Annotated in this window: 23 protein-coding genes, 2 tRNA genes and 1 rRNA gene; 5 read left to right on the forward strand and 21 right to left on the reverse strand. The window is 40.7% G+C overall.

The genetic code is table 11. From position 1 onward, the window contains the following. Positions 1-49: 49 nt before the first annotated feature. The 13 genes from IPH70_01825 to IPH70_01885 form a co-directional block, all read right to left on the reverse strand. The gene (locus IPH70_01825; protein QQR64243.1) at positions 50-889 is read right to left on the reverse strand and encodes a chromate resistance protein; all 840 of its coding nucleotides are present in this window, start codon (positions 887-889) and stop codon (positions 50-52) included. After that, positions 886-1,671, reverse strand: a complete 786-nt coding sequence (locus IPH70_01830; protein ID QQR64244.1) for a hypothetical protein — start codon at positions 1,669-1,671, stop codon at positions 886-888. Before IPH70_01830 ends, IPH70_01825 begins: the two co-directional genes overlap by 4 nt. Before the next feature lie 43 nt (positions 1,672-1,714). After that, complete coding sequence (locus IPH70_01835) at positions 1,715-2,137, reverse strand: hypothetical protein (protein QQR64245.1); 423 nt, start codon at positions 2,135-2,137, stop codon at positions 1,715-1,717. A gap of 14 nt (positions 2,138-2,151) precedes the next feature. Then, positions 2,152-2,319, reverse strand: a complete 168-nt coding sequence (locus IPH70_01840; protein ID QQR64246.1) for a hypothetical protein — start codon at positions 2,317-2,319, stop codon at positions 2,152-2,154. 36 nt (positions 2,320-2,355) lie between these two features. Continuing rightward, on the reverse strand, positions 2,356-2,709 hold the full coding sequence (locus IPH70_01845) for a hypothetical protein (GenBank protein QQR64247.1): 354 nt from the start codon (positions 2,707-2,709) through the stop codon (positions 2,356-2,358). 501 nt (positions 2,710-3,210) lie between these two features. Further along, positions 3,211-3,831, reverse strand: a complete 621-nt coding sequence (locus IPH70_01850) for a site-2 protease family protein (GenBank protein QQR64248.1) — start codon at positions 3,829-3,831, stop codon at positions 3,211-3,213. A 9-nt stretch (positions 3,832-3,840) separates the two neighbouring features. After that, positions 3,841-4,398, reverse strand: a complete 558-nt coding sequence (frr, locus tag IPH70_01855; GenBank protein ID QQR64249.1) for a ribosome recycling factor — start codon at positions 4,396-4,398, stop codon at positions 3,841-3,843. 15 nt (positions 4,399-4,413) lie between these two features. After that, the gene (locus IPH70_01860; protein ID QQR64250.1) at positions 4,414-4,875 is read right to left on the reverse strand and encodes an elongation factor Ts; all 462 of its coding nucleotides are present in this window, start codon (positions 4,873-4,875) and stop codon (positions 4,414-4,416) included. Positions 4,876-4,897: 22 nt separating this feature from the next. Next, complete coding sequence (rpsB, locus tag IPH70_01865) at positions 4,898-5,587, reverse strand: 30S ribosomal protein S2 (protein ID QQR64251.1); 690 nt, start codon at positions 5,585-5,587, stop codon at positions 4,898-4,900. Positions 5,588-5,637: 50 nt separating this feature from the next. Beyond that, positions 5,638-6,087, reverse strand: a complete 450-nt coding sequence (locus IPH70_01870) for a hypothetical protein (GenBank protein QQR64409.1) — start codon at positions 6,085-6,087, stop codon at positions 5,638-5,640. Then, positions 6,077-6,523, reverse strand: coding sequence for an NTP transferase domain-containing protein (locus tag IPH70_01875; protein ID QQR64252.1), 447 nt, complete (start codon positions 6,521-6,523; stop codon positions 6,077-6,079). Before IPH70_01875 ends, IPH70_01870 begins: the two co-directional genes overlap by 11 nt. A 579-nt stretch (positions 6,524-7,102) precedes the next feature. Then, positions 7,103-7,708: a deoxynucleoside kinase gene (locus tag IPH70_01880; protein ID QQR64253.1), complete on the reverse strand. Its 606-nt coding sequence runs from the start codon at positions 7,706-7,708 to the stop codon at positions 7,103-7,105. 3 nt (positions 7,709-7,711) lie between these two features. After that, positions 7,712-9,850, reverse strand: a complete 2,139-nt coding sequence (locus tag IPH70_01885; protein ID QQR64254.1) for an ATP-dependent Clp protease ATP-binding subunit — start codon at positions 9,848-9,850, stop codon at positions 7,712-7,714. A gap of 215 nt (positions 9,851-10,065) precedes the next feature. Between IPH70_01885 and IPH70_01890 the strand changes: the two genes are divergently transcribed. Then, positions 10,066-11,121 (forward strand): GNAT family N-acetyltransferase, encoded by a 1,056-nt coding sequence (locus IPH70_01890; protein QQR64255.1) that lies wholly within the window; start codon positions 10,066-10,068, stop codon positions 11,119-11,121. 14 nt (positions 11,122-11,135) lie between these two features. Here the strand turns inward: IPH70_01890 and IPH70_01895 are convergent, their stop codons facing one another. From IPH70_01895 to IPH70_01910, 4 genes are all read right to left on the reverse strand, one after another. After that, entirely contained in the window at positions 11,136-11,876 is a 741-nt protein-coding gene (locus IPH70_01895) for an SET domain-containing protein (GenBank protein ID QQR64256.1), read from the reverse strand. Positions 11,877-11,882: 6 nt separating this feature from the next. Beyond that, positions 11,883-12,305 carry an SET domain-containing protein gene (locus IPH70_01900; protein ID QQR64257.1) on the reverse strand — a complete coding sequence of 141 codons (423 nt, stop codon included), beginning with the start codon at positions 12,303-12,305 and terminating at the stop codon, positions 11,883-11,885. A 3-nt stretch (positions 12,306-12,308) separates the two neighbouring features. After that, positions 12,309-12,384, reverse strand: a tRNA-Val gene (locus IPH70_01905). A 25-nt stretch (positions 12,385-12,409) separates the two neighbouring features. Beyond that, positions 12,410-12,481 (reverse strand) — tRNA-Ile (locus tag IPH70_01910). A gap of 68 nt (positions 12,482-12,549) precedes the next feature. On the opposite strand from IPH70_01910, the gene IPH70_01915 reads away from it, so the two are divergent. The 3 genes from IPH70_01915 to IPH70_01925 are packed head-to-tail and all read left to right on the forward strand — an operon-like array spanning position 12,550 to position 15,368. Beyond that, positions 12,550-13,755, forward strand: coding sequence for a magnesium transporter (locus IPH70_01915; GenBank protein QQR64258.1), 1,206 nt, complete (start codon positions 12,550-12,552; stop codon positions 13,753-13,755). After that, the gene (locus IPH70_01920; GenBank protein QQR64259.1) at positions 13,752-15,002 is read left to right on the forward strand and encodes a divalent metal cation transporter; all 1,251 of its coding nucleotides are present in this window, start codon (positions 13,752-13,754) and stop codon (positions 15,000-15,002) included. Before IPH70_01915 ends, IPH70_01920 begins: the two co-directional genes overlap by 4 nt. After that, a complete protein-coding gene (locus IPH70_01925; protein QQR64260.1) occupies positions 15,003-15,368 on the forward strand; it encodes a hypothetical protein in 366 nt (121 codons plus the stop codon). A gap of 4 nt (positions 15,369-15,372) precedes the next feature. Here the strand turns inward: IPH70_01925 and IPH70_01930 are convergent, their stop codons facing one another. The 3 genes from IPH70_01930 to IPH70_01940 all read right to left on the reverse strand — a co-directional run bounded on the left by IPH70_01930 (position 15,373) and on the right by IPH70_01940 (position 18,901). Continuing rightward, positions 15,373-15,894 (reverse strand): hypothetical protein, encoded by a 522-nt coding sequence (locus tag IPH70_01930; GenBank protein ID QQR64261.1) that lies wholly within the window; start codon positions 15,892-15,894, stop codon positions 15,373-15,375. Between the two features lie 110 nt (positions 15,895-16,004). Then, positions 16,005-17,509: ribosomal RNA gene (locus IPH70_01935) — 16S ribosomal RNA — on the reverse strand. Between the two features lie 369 nt (positions 17,510-17,878). After that, entirely contained in the window at positions 17,879-18,901 is a 1,023-nt protein-coding gene (locus IPH70_01940; protein ID QQR64262.1) for a rod shape-determining protein, read from the reverse strand. A gap of 41 nt (positions 18,902-18,942) precedes the next feature. Here IPH70_01940 and IPH70_01945 point away from each other — a divergent pair, with 41 nt between their 5' ends. Continuing rightward, positions 18,943-20,982 (forward strand): O-antigen ligase family protein, encoded by a 2,040-nt coding sequence (locus IPH70_01945; GenBank protein QQR64263.1) that lies wholly within the window; start codon positions 18,943-18,945, stop codon positions 20,980-20,982. Here IPH70_01945 and IPH70_01950 read toward each other — a convergent pair whose 3' ends face one another. Beyond that, complete coding sequence (locus tag IPH70_01950) at positions 20,983-21,426, reverse strand: type II secretion system protein GspG (protein QQR64410.1); 444 nt, start codon at positions 21,424-21,426, stop codon at positions 20,983-20,985. Positions 21,427-21,541: the final 115 nt, after the last annotated feature.

Raw genomic sequence — 21,541 nt, forward strand, 5'->3', positions numbered from 1 at the left:
CTAGATCTCTCGCTTGCGCTCGAGATGACAGTGAAGTAATGACCTTATTTTACGTTAGATTCTTGATTATTTCAATCACGGATTTGAGCGGAAGGGACGAAGGAACGGAGTCGGGTCTCTTTGATGATCCGTTGAGGAGCATATTTTTTGAAATATGTAAAAACCATGTCGCCTTTCCGTCCACTTTTTTGATTGCTTCGTATAACGGCGTAAGATCGTACTTTTTTGAAGGTAATGTTTTAATTCTGTAGGTATTATCGTTGCTGTAAAACAAGAGCACAAACTCGTATCCCTTCTTAAGTGCGAGCTTAATTACCGACTCGTTTTCAGAGTCGAGAGCCAACGATTTTCCGAAAGATGAGGTGAAGGTATATCCTTGAGTAATCTCTTTTTCGGCACGAATTTTCATCTTTAAGACCATGAGGCATGCATCAAGCATCTTAAAAATTACATCGCAACGTTCCACGTCATCTTTTAGACTTCGTTTGAGTCCATCTATTATTCGATGAAGCCCAAAATCATACACATCATCATCTGGGTTGGGTAGGTAGACATCCGCAAAATTATCATCCAAGATCACAAACTTCATGAGACGCTCTAACGCTTCGTAGTCGGTGTCAAGAATATGGTGGTTTTGGTAAAGAAAGTTGAGGACAAGTTTCGCCGCACAGAGGTTGCGGTCTTCTATATGATGATGGTCAAACTGGCCTAGACCCGTATCCACATGAATAATATCCGGATTACTATCGGGAGACATATTCTCAAGCGTCGTTCCTGCAGAAACAAATTTCAATTCTGCCTCATTCCACTGGGGCAAGTAACGTCTGATGAGCCAGACGCTTGTTGCGGCATCAAGATCAACTGAGATGTGAGTAACAATGCTCTTCATTTTGCGTGGGTTTTGGATACGAGTTCTTCGATCGTGAGTAGTTCCGCATCTTTCGATGATCGAGATTTATACTCTAATTTTTCTCCTGTTTTTCTTGAGATAACCAATCGGTGAGGAATACCTATGAGATCGGCATCGGCAAATTTCTCTCCCGCACGTTTCTCTACGCGGTCGTCAAACAAAACAGATATTCCGTGAGTTGTGCGAAGTATCTCGTACAGTTCATCAGCTCGTTTTTTTACCTGTTCATCCTGAAGATCTAGTCCTACCAGGTGGACTGCAAACGGCGCCACACTCTCTGGCCAGATAATACCCTTTTCGTCAAAATGCTTCTCAACAATAATGCCCATTACGCGTGATATACCGATACCATAGCATCCCATGATAGGATATTGTTTCACACCCTCTTTATTTGCAAAGGTAAGGTCAAAGTCTTTCGAGTACTTTTGACCAAGGTCGAAAACGTTTCCCGCCTCAGATGCTCGAGCTTTTTTCAGCTCAGTTTTTTTACATGAAGGACATGAGTCTCCTTCATTCACTTTGGCTATCTCCACGTTTACGCAGAAATCACAATTTTCACAGTATAAAATATCGTCCTCACCAGCATCGGTAAGAACCATAAATTCATATGAAATTTTCTGTGTAAAACTTCCGCCTGATGCTTCGGTCACTTTAGCAGTGAGTCCAAGTTTCGTAAAAATTTTAAGATAAGCCTCCTTCATTTTCTGGTAGTAGAGATCGAAATCTTCCTGCGATTCATGAAAGCTGTAGAGATCCTTCATGAGAAACTCAATTCCTCTTAATATTCCTGACTTTGATCGAAGCTCATCGCGATACTTCCAGTGAATCTGATAAGCTGCCAGTGGTAAATCTTTTATAGGTGTTGATGCGTGATTTTGCGAGTGGCGTTACGACCTCTTCTTCACTCTGGCCAAGCGCATAGTCTCGATCAGTGCGAGATTTAAGTTTGAATAGTACATCAATATTCTCCCAACCTTTTGTTTGCTTCCAGTTTGCGCTAGGGTGAAGAATCGGCATGAGAATCTCGTTTGCTCCGAGCTCGTTCATTCCTTCGCGAACGACCTGTTCGATATTGCGAAGTACGCGAAGACCTAAAGGAAGATAAGTGTAAACTCCAGCCATAAGCTGTTCGACATATCCGGCCTGTGAGAGAAGTTTATGATTTACTGTCGTTGCATCTTTAGGTGCTTCGTTCAGTGTTTTACCAAATAGTTGAGAGTATCGCATGAGGACATTATAACTTACTTTGCTTGCTTGAAGCCGAGTTTATCTAACACGATCCCCATCGATTCATTAGCGCCGGTCTTGTAGGTGTCAATTATGACATCATAATATTTTGGATCCCAAAAGTCATGATTCCCATAGAGTCTTTGCCATGTGGGTATATTTTCTTCCTCTCTGTTTTTCATCCATTCTTTGGCTTGATCGACCGTGATTTTTCTCGATTAACCACTCTGTCTACACGAACAGCATATTCGGAGCAGACGACTAGCACCTTGAGAACGTTTGGTAAATCTCGTGCCAAAAATCCGGCAAGCCATGCTTCGTAAATGATATTTTTTCTTCTTTGAGCATTTTTCGGTCATTGCCTCGATGCTGCGCTCATGCTCGTCGGTACGCGAAGCAGCTCCCGATTCATTATCGTTTCTTCCTTCTTTACGATCAAACTCTCGCTGAATAGAGCCCGCATTTTGATACTTCCAGTCGAGTGCCGCTCTTAAATTCTTTGCAAGCGTGGTGGTTCCAACGGCTATTTTCCCAGATACGGTAATTGCGGTGTATTTTGGATGACTAAACATATTTATCTGTTAAATAATTTATAATCACATCATGAATAATTTTGATCTGCTGCGAGGAAAAGTAAGGTCAAACTTAACCTTTAAAAATTTTGATATAACTTCTCGACATTTTTATTAACACGTCGTTTGCTGCCAGAAACAAAAGAGTTCATTCCGAATGTTAACGAACTCCAAGTCTTCCTCGCAGTTACCCAGTGAGAATGGGAACGGCAGTATCAAGAGTTGGAAACGGAAGATTACAGCTAAGTTCAGGAGCGCCATTAATTCTAAGAACTGCATTCTGTCCAAACTTAATCGCTTGACCAGTATACTGAGCAATACCGATTGGTCCTGCAACATCAACATTTTTTTTTCATGGTGAAAAAGTTAAAAGCGGTCTTCCCAACTCTATTCACGATTGTTTTGGTGATGGTGAATGAGTGAATAAGTCCATAAAACGGCGCTTGATACCAGTTGTATTTCTTCTCCTCATAGGAGGTGATGAGTAGTCCTAATGGACCTTCACCTTGCTGGTGGAGAAAGACGAGGAATGATCATGATATTCTTTTCTTTTGCCCTGTGATTTGACGGTAAAAATAACTCGTTGACGGCAAATTTCTTACTGTAGTTGGTAAGATCAGCGGTCGAGGCAAGCGTAAACATTTTGGAACCAACGGTGATGCGAGTAAGCTGGTCTCCTGGCTGTAGGTGCGCCTGTTCAGCGGGAGAGTTTTTCAGTGTTTTATCAACGAGGACCTTGTTTGTGGGAGTTGGAACGCCCTGAGTAAATAAGTAGGAAATAAGGATCCATGCGAGAAGGAAGTTACCCAACACTCCGGCAATGATTACAAATGCTTTTTGCGCAGGCGTTTTATTAATGAACGCTTTGTCTGCGTCGACTTTGGATCGATGTTTGGCATTTTCTTCGTGGTATTCCTCTCCAAATAATTTCACGAAGCCACCAATGGGAAGAAGATTAATGCTGTAGAGCGTGTCTCCCTTTTTAATTCCCCAGATTCGCGGTGGAAACCCAAAGCCAAACTCCTCTACCCGTATCCCATTTTTTTTGGCGGCAAGAAAATGCCCTAGTTCATGAATAAGAACTAAAACAGCGAGGATGATGATAAAGACGACAATATACATGAATGCGATTTATACTTCTCTAATTTCCTTTTCCTTTGAGTCTTTTACCGAATCGATTTCTTCCATAATCTCTGTCGATGCGGAGTCTATCTCTTTTTCCAATCTAAATTTTGCATCCTCGGTGATTGTTTTTTGTTCAAATTGTGTCTTCACCTTACGTCTATTTTCATCGCGTAGACCGCGTACCGCAACTCGCTTCTCTTCAACCATCTGTCCAGCGATTTTAATGAATTTTTCTCTTTGCTCCTGAGAAAGAGGAGGAATTCTCACCAGAATTCTTGAGCCTTGAGATGCGGGTGTAAGTCCCATAGCTGATGTAAGAATCCCCTTTTCTATGTCTCCAACCGTTGAGGCATCGTAGGGTGTGATGACGAGTGTCTGCGAACCTTCAGTTGTGATGCCTGCAATCTCTTTCAGTTTAAGCGTTGTGGTTCCGTTGTAGGTGGTGATCTGAAGATTTTCAACAAGAGCAGGAGTTGCGCGACCTGTACGAATAGATTTCAGGTCTTCTTTGAGTGCGAGGATCGTCTTTTGAGCTGATTGCTTGAACTGTGTGACAATGTCCATATCACATTATAACGATCAGTCGTTCAGTTTCCAGCGTAGAATTCGGGAGATCTTGATGTTTTCACCAAACTTAAGTACCGCTTCCTTGAGAAGGTCTTCTATGGTTTTTGAGGAGTCGCGAATGTACTCTTGTTTAAGGAGTTCTTCCGCATTTTTTGGGTTGAATGAAGCAACCTGCATCGCAATTTCTCGACCAAAAGACTTGAAGTCGCTATTTCCCGAGACGAAGTCAGTCTCGCATAGGAGTTCAACTAAACCAGCAGTTTTGCCATCGTGGTGAATGTAACTGTAGATTCCACATTGAGAGGTTGAGCGTCCGGCAACCTTCGTTACCTTTTCGGCTCCCCAGTCCTGCAACTTCTTTTTGGCTTTTGCGATATCATTGTCGGTCTCTTCAAGAGCCTTTTTAATTAAAGAAAATGAAACCTCGGTCTCATCTCGGAGTTGTTTTAGTTTTTTAATATCGGCAGATGGCATGGCAGTATTCAGTATAACGAAATTAGCTCTTCAAGTATGGAGCTAAAAGATCATTCATCAAAAACTCAATGGATTTTGGTGAGTCATCATTTGCAACGACCGGATAGGTTACGGTATCAGGATCGGTGTTGGTGTCGGTGATTGCAACAACGGGAATCTTAGATTTTGCTGCCTCAACCACTGCATTGTTTTCTTTTTTACTATCGATGATGAAGAGAGCATCAGGGTGCTTTGCTAAGGTGCTTATACCCCCATAGAATTTTTCAAGCTTCGCGACTCGCTTTTTGAGCTTTACAATTTCATGTTTCGCAAGCTTTCCCCAGTCTCCCTGAGCTTCCGCGACCTTCAGATCATTCAGTTTTTTTATGTTTTTTGCAAGTGTTTCAAAGTTTGTCAAAAGTCCTGGAAGCCATTTGGCCGTAATAAAGGAAATGGAGTGCTCTCGGCAGAAATCAGCTACTACTTGGTTCGCAACTTTTTTTGTTGCAACAACAAGAAGAACTTTATTCTCTTCCTTTAATTTTTTAATGAACTCTCTCGCTTTCTGAAGTTGTGGTACGGTCTGTGTAAGGTCAATAATAGATACGCCATTATCGATGCGGTACACATACTTACGAGCACGAGGATGTAGTCTGTTCTTTTTGTGGCCAAGGTGAAGCTCGGCTTCGAACAATGTTTCGACCAGTTTTAAATCATTTGCGGCTGTTGACATCCTGTGATTATATCAAAATTTATAGCTAATATGCAACTATGTAGATTGCATTACTGCTTGAGGAGGAGTTCCTTAAGATATGCGCGAAGCTCAGGGCCGACCTCAGGATGCTCAAGCGCGAGCTCTACAGAAGTTTTCATATACTCAAGTTTATTTCCCGTATCGTAGTACTTTCCGTTCTCAACCTCGACTGCGTAGACAGGCACTCCTTCGTCCTTGAGTAAATTGATGGCATCGGTCAGCCAGATTTCCCCGCCTTTTCCTGGTTTGAGTCTTTTGAGTGCAGAAAATATCTCAGGAGGAAGGATGTAGCAACCATGAGTAGCTATGTTTGAAGGCGCTTCATCGGGCTCCGGGTTTTCGACAATCGCTTTAATTTTATAAACATTCTTTTCTCCAGAAACCGCCTCGAGGTCAGCAATTCCATATCTCTTAAGATCTTCCTTTTTCTCGATTTTTACACCGGAAATGACGATTCCACCATATTTTTCATAAGACAGGAATCATCTGGGCGAGTCTTGGGGTAGCATAGATAAACTCGTCTCCCCAAAGAACCGCAAACGGTTCATTCTCGATTGACTGGTTCAGCGGCGAGAACAGGGGTTCCATTTCCGTAAGGACCCTTTTGGCGAACATAGATAAAGTTAGCCATATCTGAGATTTTCTTGACCTCCTCAAGGAGATGTTCTTTGTTTCCTTGAATAAGATTTTTGTAAGATCTTCGTTCGGAATGTCGAAATGGTCCTCGATTGCTCGTTTGTTTGCTCCAGTCACGATAATGACATTCTCAACTCCGGACTGAACTACTTCCTCAACAACATACTGAATGACCGGTTTATCAACGATCGGAAGCATTTCCTTAGGCATCGCTTTTGTCTGTGGAAGAAAACGAGTTCCAAACCCAGCAGCGGGGATAACGGCTTTTGTAATTTTCATGTCTTAGTCGAACTTTAACCGTAACTCTTTGAGAAACTTGAACGGTATTATCGATGACGGCAGAGACCTCCGTTGTGCCTGGATTCTGAGAGGTGAGTGAGAAGGTCGCCTTTCCATTTTTGTCCGAAAAGCGATCTTAGGGTGATTGTTCCCAAGTTGTATTCATGAGGACTTCTCTTGTTGGAATGGGTTTTCCGGACTCGCTTCTCACGAAAACGTCAACCTTCACCACATCGGATTGTTCACCTTGAGTTGAGAGGCCATGCAAAGATAAGGCTTTTCTCAGCAGAAGGTTGGTAGTCCTCCGCTGCTCTCGTAAATCTACTCAGTGGTTTGCCAAAGACTAAGACCGAGATAAAGACAAAGAATGTTGAAAAAGAAAAATGAAATAAGTCCTGCAAGTTTCTTATCCATAGTTAGATTATATGGATTATAGCATTTCAATGTCAAATTGTAATATGGACGTAGATTTTCAGAATAATCTAAACATTATCCATTCATTCAAAGCGCAAGCAGTGAGTATAATTTCTTTTTGAATATCCTCTATAGATCGTTGATCACCGGTCACATTGGTGCAGTTTAAAGTAAGTGCCAATGATTAAAGGTCTCCTTAAATTGTCGATATACCTGTGCGGTCTGTTTTCGGTGATGTGAGCTTTCCTCATGAATATCTGCCTTACCTTGGAGATAGTGGTGTCCCCGTCCCTTCTCGAGCTTTTCATCAGATTTTTTCATACCGATTTCCCATGGAAGATCGAGGTAGATGACGATGTCCTCATGGGGAAGTTTGAGTTGGTCGTACTCGAGTTGGGAAATCCACGATATAAACTCGGCTCTTTTGGTAGGATCTGCGATGTTTGCGGCTTGATGTGCCATGTTTGACGGTACGTAGCGATTTGCAATCACCACTCCCCCTTCTTTAATAAATGATTGAATTTTTTCTCTTACTGTTGATCGATCGAGAGCGTAAACAATCGAAACAAGATACGGTGAAATCTGAGCAATTTGTCCAAATTCGCCACGGAGATACTTCGCTATTATCTGGCCATAGAAGCCGTCATATTGAGGAAAATCGAGGTACATCACGGGTGTCCCTATGTTTTCAAGATGTTTTACAAGAAGTTTTGCCTGAGTTTCCTTGCCTGACCCGTCAACACCTTCGATAACAATAAATTTGCCTTTCATACATTATAAGGTCACATTATCACCTGATTTTATTTCATTTTCAAGAATTTTTTTCGCTATAGTATCCTCGATAGCTGCGGATATAAGACGTTGAACATCTCTTGCTCCATATCTCTCGTCATAGTGATCCGTTACTATCTGCTTTAAGAAATCATCGGAGATATTAATATGTATATTATGTAGCTGAATGTAATTGTTGATAATTTCGTCCGAAATTAAGCGCGCAATCGAAAGAATATTTATTGAGTCCAATGAATGAAATGGAACTATACCGTCGAAGCGGTTTATGAATTCGGGTGAAAAAACATCATCAATTCGTTCTACATTCGTAGTCGCTATTATAATGAGATGTTTACAGTCGATTCTCCGTCCAGATCCATTCATATAGTACCCTTCATCAAAAATGGTTAAGAAAATATTGAGCAGATCGTGATGTGCCTTCTCGAGTTCGTCTAATAGTAGTGTCGCATAAGGGTGTTCTTGTACAGATTCGGTGAGTAAACCCTGAACTTTCCCATCAGACGTTCCAAGTAGTTGTGGAATGTCGGTAAGCGATTGATACAGTGACATATCAAATCGTAGTAGCTTTTCGGCCGAGTCATTTTCCTGAGCAAATAAAATCTTTGTAAGCGCTTTGGCGGTAGCGGTTTTTCCGGTACCGGTTGGTCCTACAAATAATAGAGTTGCAAGCGGTTTCTTCCGCTTCCCAAGCATTACAAATGCTCTTCTTAGTGCTGAAGCGAGTTGAGTCATTGCGGTGTTTTGATTGAGAATTTGTTTTTGGAGCAACTGCTCGAGGTCAAGAAGCTTTACTTTCATCGAATCGTCGATGTTGGTTGGGGCATGAGTTTCATGGGTGATAGCACGTTCTAATTGAGCTTTTAAAACCACCTTTTCGCCGAGCTCCTGGGCTATGATGCAGGCATCCTCAAGGAGGCGAAGAGCCTTTTCAGGGAATGGTAAATCGGAAACGTAGTACTCACTTTTCACTACGCAATCGCTAATGGTCTGATATGGAATTACAACCTTGAATTTAGATTCTAATTTAAGAGCCTGTTGTGCGACTATCAAGTGCAGTTCATTTTGACTAGGTTCATTAACCTCAATTGCGGTGAATAGTTCGCTAAACTGCGTCAGCGGACGAATTGTCTGTTCATATTCATGCGGTTCTGTGGTTGCTATACAGTGAACATTAGAACTTACCGCGAATTTTTCTATTGACGACAAGAGATTCGTAGATCCTTCAGATGTTGAAACATAGCGGTCAATATCATTTATGACAAGAATGATGTTTTTTGCTTTGTCTGATTCAGCAAGCAGTTCCTCAAAGAATTTCTGTCGTTGATCATGATCTGTATACTCTGCTAGAATTTTCTCTATGTCGAGTTCTACAAATCGCCTGTAATTAAGTGTTTCTGTGAGCATGCCATTGTAGGAACTATGAGCGAGAGAATTAATAATCGTCTGTTTTCCCACCCCAGTTTCTCCGATTAGAATAACGTTCGCATTTTCGGTCTTTGATATTGTATTTGCTAGATTTTTCAACTCCTCTTCTCTGCCAATAATTACGGAATTGACATCATCCATTCCGATATCCGTTCCATAATAGTTAAGGTGGTTCGTAAATCCCGATGACCAGTCATGCCCAAGAGGAGAAATAGTCATCAAGTTTTTAAGAGACCACCATTGTTTTTTGAGCAAATAATGATCGTAGTAAAAACTAAACCATTGCTCTACGTCTGGAGCGTTTGATTGGTTGGCGTGTTTTTTCATAAAGTCGTCATGAAATGATTGTTTTAAAGTCTCCTCAGATGGCGGAATTAATGCTATGAGTTGTGTAAAAGGAAGAATGAGGAAAAAAAACAGCGTTGCAATGGGGAGAAAGAGCGCATAAAGCAAAGTGGTAACCAAGTAAGCTATAAGAAGCGAACTTCTCAACACGAATCCGAGCGTACGAGATATGACATTAAAAATCTGGGTATCGTACCATGTTTTCATCGATGCATTCGGACCTTCATCTTCAACGACGTTTTTCCAAGGTTCGAAAAGTGATTTCAGGAGAAAGGAAACTGAGAAGAAATGACTAAGAAATAAAAGGATATTGTAAGTTGCCAAAAAAAAGTGAGTAATTTTTTTCTTCATATTGTTATTATAACTATCATTTTTTACTAAAAACAGCTTATTTTATAGAGCTATATAGCGGGCTAATTCAAAACTCTTTTACATTGCCTCTTGACAAATGAATTGTTATTAATCAATATGGTTTCTATACAAATAAAACTCATATTTATTTGAGCTTATTTTTTTATCAATTTTCACACATTTTTACACACCTAAAGAAACTGTGATCGGGACAAATGAAAGCATCAGCCATTAACATCAATACTCTAAACAAAACTCAAGCAATTCCCTTTACTCACCTCATTCCTGACATCTCTGCTAACAAGCATTTCTATAAGAACGGTTTGTCGAAGTTGATTCCCCGTCTTACGCTTAAGGTTCATTCCGACATGGAGACATGCTATTCGCTGTGGGATAAATTTTCACCGAAGGAGACCATTTTTGAGCAGTGGGATGTAAGATATTCTTTCTATCAAGGTTTTGAGCATAAGCCACATTTTTATACCATTTATGAGGGTAAAAAAGCTTTGGGCGTGCTTCCTCTTTGGTACAACCAAGTAGACAGGCGGTTTGAGTTTTTTGGAGGATGGTGGGTAGAAGGAAACACATTTTTTGTAAATGATGAACATCTCGTAGATTTTTTTATGGCCACGATGCCAACTCCAATTAAGCTTTGGTCACTGCGCGATGATCAGCCTTTGGATAGGATAAAAATATTTGGAGATGTAGAACCAGATGTAGATCCTAATTTTTATAAAAATATCGATGGACTAAGTTCTATCGAGTCGCTTCTCAAAGAGTATAAGAAAAAGGATCGTCATAGACTGAATGCGGACTGTCAGCGTATGAGAAATTACGGAGTACGATTGGAGATTGTGGATCGTAATAAGGTCGAACAACTTCAGCTACTTGAAACTCTTATAGAGATGAATAAAAAACGATTTAGGACAGAAGAAGTAAAGAGCGTTTTTGAAGAAGAGGAATACGTAAAAACTTTTCGTCAGCTGGTCAAGAACACAGGATCGTATGAGGTTAAATTTATAGTGGCGAAAATCCAAAATCATATTGCGGCGGTTGATATGGTGATTACCTGTAATGATACTTACTACCAATTTCTAGGAGTTTGTGATGCAAAACGATTCAATGGAATAGGTAATTTTATGGTCTATGAGGAACTTAAGGATGCAATTAATAATAGATTTAAGGTCGTTGATTGTTTACAGGAAGATCATTCATGGAAGCATCACTACTTCGATAAGGTTGAACGATTCATCTTCACCAAACACGTATAGTTTCAAAGAAGAATTCATGTTCGCCTTGCGATTATTGTATCGTCTCGTATTCCGTAGATATGCAGTCGGAATTTTTGGAAATGTATCGCAAGTCCAGAGTTCCTAATTATTTTTCTTAATTCTTCCAGTGGTGGGATCTCAATGTCGGTTCTAGTTATTGGTTCTGCTAGAGGATATCCAAAGAGATCGAAAAAAGAATCATCCGGTATCTCATTTGGGTAGCTGAGCAAAGCAGGTAGCATTTTACCTTCAAGGGCCGCTATCTCCTCCTCAAACATCTGAGAGTGTTTGGAATATTCATGAGTAATTAAAGAGTCTTTGTCTCCAGCTGAGTGCATGGACCCTTTACAAAACTGCGATTCACAGTGACAGGTATGTCTGCACGGATTACAGGTTGTTTCATTGGGTGGACCATAGTTATAGTTTACCGTCAGTTCCTCACCGTGAAAAATTTTTCGTAATGCAAAAAAAATTGCATGTCCTTCATAATCCTCAACGCCAACATTGTGAGTGCAACAATGATTGATGAGATGAATGCCCTCACCATCTTTTTGAGCTATCGCTGAGTGGGTCTTTGTGAGTTCCATGTAATAGGTACCCATGTGTTCGGTCTGAATTGCGTCTTTTGTTGGAATAATGGTGCCCAGATAGTCGCCAATGACGGTTCCTGCCGAAATATCATGTTCAGCAAAGACTCCTCTACCCTTATGCTGGGTAGACTTTATAGAGTAGTAGGACTCTGGTATTAAAAACATAATATTTTAAAATTTTTCTGCGAAATCTTCATCATAGTGTGAGTAGTTTGATACGAGTTCCTCACCTTTTTTAATATCGCGGGTTGTGAGGAATGTTGTTCCCTCATCTATAGTTTCGACATTATGATTATCGGAATGATTTATAAAACGTAATATATCCGTTGGGTTAAATCCGTACTCGGGAATCCAGACTTTATCATCATACTCGGCACAGTAGTCGTGAATCATTTTCTTTACTTCATCGGGGAGATGTTCGAGTTCCCTTGTATTAAACTCAATATACTTCTCAACATGAGATGAATGAAAAGGATTTACCCCTTTGGGTATGTTTCGTATAGCAAAAAGACCTACACCATGTATATCGGAGCGTTGAACTCGCACGTACAGATCGTTTTGAAGATAATTTAACAGTGCTTGTTTTTTTATCATTTTTGGTGGACGCTAAGGGACTCGAACCCCCAACCCTCGCGATGTAAACGCGATGCTCTAGCCATTGAGCTAAGCGTCCATTGAGAAAACCGAGTTTGACTCGGTGGGCATGAATAGAATCGAACTATTGACCTTCGTCTTATCAGGACGACGCTCTACCACTGAGCCACATGCCCGCTAAAAGAATCCTTATTATATCAAATTTTGATGTTTGATTTTTATTATTTGAGCTTATAATGGTCTTATGCTCTATTTTTCAGAACTTCTTAATCGTAAAGTCGTTACAGAGGACAACGTCTATGTAGGCAAGCTCGTTGATCTCATCTTTAAGTTGTCGGAAACGGCTGAAATCGCTAAGGCCGTAGTAAAGACAAAACTTGATCCCAAGACAATTGTTGACATTGCGGATGTTGTAAAGATCAATGGCTCTATAACGCTTAAAAAAAATTACCATGCCAAAGAGCTTGAGGAAAATGAACTCTATCTGAGTAAGAACTTACTCGACTCACAGATCATTGATATCTCAGGAGACAAGATGGTTCGTGTAAATGACGTTGCGATTCAAAACCAACCATATCTTTATATAGCAGGCGTAGACATTGGACTCATAGGGTTTCTCAGATGGTTTGGTCTAGAGGATCTTGCGAATAAAATTTTTAATCAGTATGGAATAAAGCTGCGCTCGCAGTTTTTGTCGTGGGGAGATATCCAGACTCTTGAGCTGAGCCGTGGACATGTGAAGATTAAGACCGAGCAGCTTAAACTTCAAAAGATTAGACCAGAAGATTTGGCAGACTATCTTGAGCAGACAAATATGGACAATATCGGCCACGTTCTTCGCACCTTTACACTCGAGCATGCAGGAGAAGTTCTAAATAATCTGAACCTAAACTATCAAGTAGAGTTCTTTAAGCGTACGGAGTTGAAAGAAGCTGCTCGATTCATGAGCCACATGGAGCCGGAAGAGGCAGCGGACATTCTCGTTGCTTTACCTAAGAAGAAACACGAGGAAATGCTTGAACTATTGAATGAGCCAATTAGAAAACAAATTAAGCATCTTCTATCCATTTCCGTAAGTCCTGTCGGTGACATCGTATCTACTGAGTTTTTGTCAGTTGACTCAAACTCTACTGCCAAGGAAGTAATTAAGTTAGTGAAGGATGTCGGGTCTGATTTTGGAGAGATTCTTTATGTCTATTTTTTAAACACAGAAAAGCAGCTAGTAGGAGTTTCGAGTCTAAGATCGGTTATTCTTCAGAATCCAGAATCGCCAGCATACAAATTTATGCGGCCTCAGATCGAGGTCGCATCTTTGTCTACCCCTGTGAGCGTTGTTTGGAGGAAACTCTTGAAGTATAAGTACTACGTATTACCAGTAGTTGATAAAAACCGTCAAATGATAGGTTTGGTTAAGCTAGACGATGTTAGTGAGCTAATTAATAAAATATGAAATCTTTTTTTTACAGATGGACTCGAAGATTTGGTATATTCTTTGTTGTTCTTGGTCCGGGGTTGATTACTGCAATTGCCGACAATGACGCGGGAGGAATCGCTACATATACAGTGACTGCCTCAATGTTCGGAATTGCTTCTCAGTTCTTAGTGATCCCCACTACATTCGTACTAGGGTTTACGCAGGAGATTGGAGCACGGATAGCCGTTGTAACTCGCAAAGGGCTTGCTGATCTAATTAGAGAGCAATATGGAATACGAATTGCTGCCGTTGTCTTTCTATTTTATTTTGTTGTTAATCAAGGGGTAGTGCTTCAGAATATCAGCGGCTTGAAAGCCTCAATTCGACTACTAAATATTCCATGGCAGCTCCCTCTTATTCTAACCTGCACAGTACTAGTCACCACTGTTGTGCGGTTCAGCTATAAAAGCTTGCAGAGAATATTCCTCATACTAATATTTTTCTATCTTTCATATGTTGCGGTTGCTTGGTTGACAAAACCAGACTGGGTATCATTATTTCAAGAAACGGTTGTTCCAGAAAAAATTACATTAGGACTCAATTTTTGGTTCTCGATTATCGCTGTGCTTGGTACAACAATTACTGCATGGGGTCAGTTCTTTGTCTCTAGCTATATTAACGATAAGAAGCTCTCTATTGAGCAAATGAAGTACGAGAAATATGAGATATATTTCGGAGCATTTTTAACGAATGTAATTTCATACCTTATTGCGGTTGCCGTGACGCAGACGCTTTTTAACAACCATATAGTCGTATCAAACGCAGCTTCAGCAGCGCTCGCACTTAAACCACTTGCTGGTGAAGGCGCTTTTATACTCTTCAGCGCAGGCTTGTTTGGTGCATCTCTACTCGGTTTAACGATTATTCCCCTAGCTACTGCATACGTTTTCGCTGAACTATTTGGATTTGAGGGAAGTCTTGATACGGACTTTCGAAAAGGAAGATTATTTTATCTTTTCTTTATACTACAAATTGGAATCGCCCTTATTATTACACTTTTCCCACAGGTAAATCTATTTGATATCACACTTTATGTAGATTTCTTGAATGGAGCCATGTTACCTCTTATATTCTTCTTCTTAGCTAAGTTTGGAAGTGATAAAGATCTTATGGGAAAGTATGCTCTTTCACAGCCGATGAAAATAACATTGTATGTGGTTGGATTCTTCATTACCAGCGTTGTAGTACTGTCAACTTTTGGCAAGATATTTGGAATAAACTAAATGAGAAAGAAAATAACCAATGGATGGTTTTTTTCCACTCCTAATCACCTTCTCAAATTCCTTACGATATTCATAAAAGGAGATCAGGTCTTATTGTTTCCGCTCGTAGTTCTTATCACGATATCATATGCTTTTTCGTTGAGAATGGGCGTTTTGTTGACCGGTGCATATATGTTTGTGAGGTTTCTTGGAGAAATGTTCTACTGGATTATGCAACAATTTGGAGATAGAAAGTATAGGCCGAATGATTTTGGGTTTACCAATCTTGATAATCATGCTATCTATATTCTGTATCAAACTTTCGCAATATTTGTTTCACTATGTGGAATTATGCTCTTGATCTACGGCCTCCTTTATCTAAGGTGAGTGACTAAACTCTTGTCTGGAGTGAGGAAGGATTCACTCGTTCTCGAATCTTAGCTCGCAGTAATTCTCGTTCGGCAATCTGTCTTAATATTGATTCTGGCTGTTGCAAAATGAATTCTTCACCTTCATATTCTCTTGAAAGATCAGTGTCAGAAAGAGCTCTTCTTAGATCTAAAATATCTCTCTCGTTTGCAGCATCGAATAAATGTCGCGCACCTTCGGGATTACCTAACCCTACCCATCTATGAAGCGTAATCTCAATTTCATCAACAATCATTTGACGAGATATCTCAGATAGAAACGCACTTACCGCGTGAATGTGTGTGGTTGGCCTCACCCGCATACTATCAAGAAATGTCCCGACGACGAAACCCTCACTAATTGGCAATGTCGATTCTTTAAGTGCTTTTTTTATTGTGAGCAACTCGGTTCTTTCATGGCATCTTGTGTACATATTGCGAAATGGCTCGGCAAGAATTCCTACTGAATAAGAATATGGAGGTTTTGATCGTTCTTGAGATGACATAGCTGAATCAGATTATAAAATACAGGTGTTTGGCCGATGCTTAAAGGATTTTAGATTGTTAATCGGGTCAGGATGAAACCAATTTTTAACAAAATATGGTTAAAAAAAAGAAAGGAGGTGATCCATCCGCTCCTTCCAGAACGGATACCTTGTTACGACTTAACCCCCATCGCCGAGAAAATCCTCCTCTGCCTAAGGCAGAGTTCAGACTATCCCAACTTTGTTGGCTTGACGGGCGGTGTGTGCAAGAGGCAAGAACGTATTCACCGCGACATGACTGATTCGCGATTACTATCAATTCCGCGTTCATGAGGTCGAGTTGCAGACCCCAATCCCCACTGAGGACAAGTTTATGGATTAGCTCCCTGTTACCAGGTGGCAAGACCCTCTGCTTTGTCCATTGTAACATGTGTGTAGCCCAAGATATAAGGACCATGCTGACTTGACGTCTGCCCCTCCTTCCTCCCGTCCAAAGGACGAGCAGTCTCCCGAGACAAATATAACTCGGGACGGGGGTTGCGCTCGTTGTCCCACTTAAGGGTACTCCTCACGGAACGAGCTGACGACAGCCATGCAGCACCTGTGCTCTAGTTTCTTGCGAAAAGACTAATGTTTCTAAAAGTCGTCATGAGCATGTCAAATCTTGGTGAGGTTGTTCGGTTTGTTTCGAATTGAACCACATGTTCCACTGATTGTGTGCCTCCCCGCCAATTCCTTTGAGTTTCAGCCTTGCGACCGTACTCCCCAGGCGGCTTGCTTAACGCGTTAGCTTCGCCACACCGTCTCCAATAAATTGGAGCCAATGCAGCCAGCAAGCATGGTTTAGGGCTAGGACTACGCAGGTCTCTAATCTGCTTCGCTCCCCTAGCTTTCGTGTCTCAGTGTCAATATCCTCCCAGAGATTCGCCTTCGCCACTGATGTTCCTGAACGTATCAACGCATTTCACTGCTACTCGTTCAGTTCCAATCTCCCTTGAGGATATTCTAGTCCAGCAGTATTCTTACTTTTCCCGAGGTTGAGCCCCGGTCTTTAAGTAAGAACTTACTAGACCACCTACACGACTCTTTACGCCCAATAACACCGGATAACACTTGAGGCCCACGTCTTACCGACGCTTCTGGCACGCAGTTAGCGGCCTCTTTCTAGTAAGATACCGTCAGTCACCCAAAGGGTGATTTCTTCTCTTACCACAGTAGTTTACACACGTTAATGCTTCATCCTACACGCGACGTCGCGCGGTCAGGCTTTCGCCCATTGCCGACTATTCCTGATTGCTGCCTCCCGTAGGAGTGGAGCCCGTATCTCAGTGCTCCTCTGGCTGACCACCTTCTCAGGCCAGCTACCCGTCATAGACTTGGTAAGCCTTTACCTCACCAACTATCTGATAGGACGCAGGTCCATCCTTAAGCGAGCAGTTAAGCTCTTTCCAGTAAACTGGATATAGAGTATTACCCCACCTTTCGGTGAGCTATTCCCTACTTTAGGGCAGGTCCCCACGTGTTACTCAGCCGTCCGCCATTACCTTCTCTCCTTGCGGAGAAAAAGACATTCGACTTGCATATCTCAGGCACGCCGCTAGTGTTCATCCTGAGCTAGGATCAAACTCTTAAAAAAAGCTTGAACTTCCTCTCCAATACCAACCATGTGAAGATACTGGAGTATCACCCCGACTACGTCGGAGATCAAAACCCGATTATCAATCTAAAAAATCTGTATTACGTACATGCGTGCATGCGCAGTACGCAAAAAAATGAATGTAACACCTGTATGTTAATGTACAACGCAACAATGTAAAGAAGAATCTCTATTTTAGTCAACAACAGCTCGAAAGTCAACGCCACATATAGAGTTTTAAGGTTTGGAAGGTTGCAGGTCGGAAAGTTTGTTTATAAGTTTGTAAGTTTACCAGTAAACTGATTGACTAGTTGAACCTACAAACAAACCTTTTCAGCTTTTAAACTTTCGTAACTTTAAAACCTTCAGTTAAGGGAGTTGAATGCGGAGTTTATGCACTTGTTCTGATCGTCTACTCACCTTTAGAATTCCATTTATGGTTGCGTGCTGTTTTTGTTCGGAAACCTTTACCGGTAGGTTGAGCTCTGCAGAAAAAAATTCATCTAGTCCTGCTATCTGTGCAAGACCTCCTGTTAAAATCACCCCATTTTTATACAGTTCGTCAACTATCTCAGGTGGTGCAAGCTCCACGACCTCTTTCATAGAATCCATGATGTGATTAAAAGAAGTAAGAAGAGCCTCCTTCACATCGGAAGATCTCACCTTTACCGATTTTGGTAAACCCGTCTCAAGAGACTTACCCCTTACCAACATAGTTTTGTCCTCAGATCCAAAGTTGGATAGTTCAATCTTCAGATCTTCACAGGAGTTCTCGCCGATCATAATTCCATGCTTTAGATAAAGGTAGTTGTAGATAATTTTATTCATATGCTCGCCTGCAGTCTTAAGCGTTTTTTGCAGGACTACTCCACCGCCACTTAAGATCGAGATTTCAATTAGTCCACCACCCATATCAATAATACATATAGGCTGATGAACAAATATATTAAAGCCACAGCCTATGCCAGTTACCACAGCCTTTTCATAAATAGAGACCTCCGATGCTCCACATTTCTGTAGTACTTCCTCAACTGCCTTCTGCTCTATTTCTGTTGCAGTAGATGGTACAGCAGCATGCATGTGAAGTCCTGGTTTGAGAAACGGGTATGCGCTTAAATACGGCATGACCGACCGTTGAAGTTCTTTTTCAAGCAGCGCCACTGTTCCGTCGAAGCTAGATATAATCGAGTTTACTATCGGGCGCTCTATTTTTATAAAATCTGGGACCTTTCCCATAATACTCTTTGCCTCATTTCCAAAAAAAACGTATTCATTTGTCTTTTGGTTTCTGCCTACCACAGTCGGCTCATCTAGTGTAATTCCTTTGTCCCGTATTCCAATTCTTATGTTTGTAGTACCAAGATCGATCGCCACATTCAACGAAGAGAACATTGGGATGCGCACTTTTTTTAAATTTTGTATAAAATGCATGTATGTTGAAAAAAATAGGACGACTCATCTATTATAGCTTGTTTTTATTGACTCCACTTATTGTTCTTAAGGACACCTCCGAACTGTTTGAGTTAAATAAGATGAACTACATCTATTTCTCTTCTGTTAGCATTTCTTTGATTTTGGCGATTGCAATGGTACGCGCCAGAAAAATATTTATTCGCAGATCAGCCTTCGACATAATTGGTTTAGTATTTATCGGGGTAATGTTACTATCGACCTTGTTCTCGATCGATCAACACGTCTCTATTTTTGGATACTATGGTCGTTTCAATGGAGGTTTTCTATCTCTACTCTCTTATAGCGTTCTATTTTATGGTCTGGGATTTTTCTTTGTAAAGAAAGATATTCTCAAGATTCTAATGATGTCCACGATCTCATCAGTGATTGTTATGTTATGGGGACTATCTGGCAAGTTCGGCCACGATTTCTCATGTTTGCTATTTACCGGTCAGTTTAGCAATAGTTGCTGGACTGATCAGTTTAGACCAGCTGAACGAATGTTTTCGACATTGGGTCAACCAAACTGGCTGGGGGCATATCTCGCCATTCATTTTTTCATTGGGCTCTACTTTTTGGTTACAAAGCATTTTAAAAGATGGTATCTGAGCTATTCGTATCTTCTTCTTACCTTCATATGTCTTCTCTCAACCAAATCTCGATCGGCACTTTTGGCTGTTGGAGTAGGCTCTTTGTTGTACGCTCTAATTATTGTTTTGCTAAAACAAAAGGACATTTTCTTTAAAGAAAAAAATAAACTGATAGGACTTGGTCTCTTATTTTTACTTTCCATAGTCATCTTTAAAACCGGTATAGACAAAATAGACAATCTAATTAGATTTCCAATAATCAATAATGAATCATCAAATAAATTAGAAATAATAAATAGTAAATCTTCAAATAGGCCTTTGTCCTCTGAGGTTACTGAGTCGTTGGATATTCGAAAAATTGTATGGAAAGGCGCTATCGATCTAGGGTTTCGATACCCTCTTTTGGGAACCGGCCCAGAGACATTTGGATTAAGTTACTACTTCACTCGACCAATCGAACATAATACGACGTCAGAGTGGGACTATGTATACAACAAGGCTCATAATGAGTACCTTAATTATTTCGCTACTACGGGTTTTGTGGGGCTACTAAGCTACCTAATTTTAGTAGTGGTTGTTCTCTATAATTTGTCCCGATTCCTCAGAATCGAGGATCCCGATTCCAAATCGGGAAAGTTTGACAGGTTGCTGTATCTTTCACTACTATGTTCTTACGTCACAATTCTCATAACTAATTTTTTTGGATTTTCTACGACAACGATTAATCTATTTTTCTTTATTATTCCTGCCTTCGTTGCTTTAAGCCATTCATCTACTAAGGACTATTTCGATTTTAAGGAAGATAACATTCATCCTTCGCAAAAGATTGAGATCGGGTTAGCGGTAGTAGCGTACTTGTTTAGTCTCGTGTGGCTAATAACATTCTTTGTAGCAGACACGCAGTATGCTCAGGGACTCCTTTATGAGGCAAGTGGTGATTACATTAAAGCTTCACAGTTGGTTACAACCGCAACTCTTTTACGACCTGACCCTGTCTATTTAGATAAACTTTCGTATCTAGAGGCAAATCTAGCCCTGATTGCATCATCTCAAGGAGAAAAGGATCTGGTAACAAAGTTTATTACAAACTCAATTCAATCGAATCAAAAATCACGAAGGTCCTCTCCGAAAAACATTCAGTATTTGAAGACTGCAGCTAAAAATAATCTCTTGTTTTATCAAGTCATGTTAGAGCGTCAATATATTGAGATGGGTATTTCAAATATTCAGAGCGCCGCTATATTGGCTCCGACCGAACCAAAGTTAGCCTACACTGAAGCTGTTTTTTACTCGATTCTTGCAGATGACTCAGAAGATAAAATCATAAAACAACAGTACAGAGTGCGCGCTATAATCAGCGCACAACGAGCCATAGATCTAAAATCAGACTATACTATAGCGAAGGATTTTTTGAAAAAAATTAAGAACTGATCAAGGAGCAGTATTTGCGCTTGATACCCCATACTTACAGGTACCACCACAGTTAGCTGAGTATCCAGCTTGGTTAGAGCCTACACCATTATCATCAGATCTTTCCAACTTTGAATATAGTTGATAGGATTGATTTGTACCGCTGACATTCCCTCTTAGGTAGTAGTAGACAGCTGCACCCGGATCAGTGGGAGTATTTTTTAAAAAACAATGATTGACATCTGCGCAAAGATCACTGGATGCAGTAGACGCTGGGTATTGTCCATAGTCGTTATAGTAGAGCTCGAGTGCTTTTTGGATGGTCCCAATATCCGCCTTTCTTCGAGCATCTTTACTTCTTTCAAGAGAGGCTTTGTAGAGGCCTACACCTGAAACAGACATTATCCCGAGAATAGATATCACTATAAGAAGTTCAATTAGCGTAATACCTTTAACCCAGTTCATATATTCAAAGTACAAAATAAAACCGGCTTATGCAAGCCAATTTTTAAATATAATTCAATTAGCTATATTTAAGCACCCGTATATAAACTGGGTATTAACGCTTTAGACCGACGGA

Source organism: Candidatus Roizmanbacteria bacterium (assembly GCA_016699265.1).
Taxonomy (GTDB): Bacteria; Patescibacteriota; Microgenomatia; order UBA1406; family GWC2-37-13; genus CAZLQR01.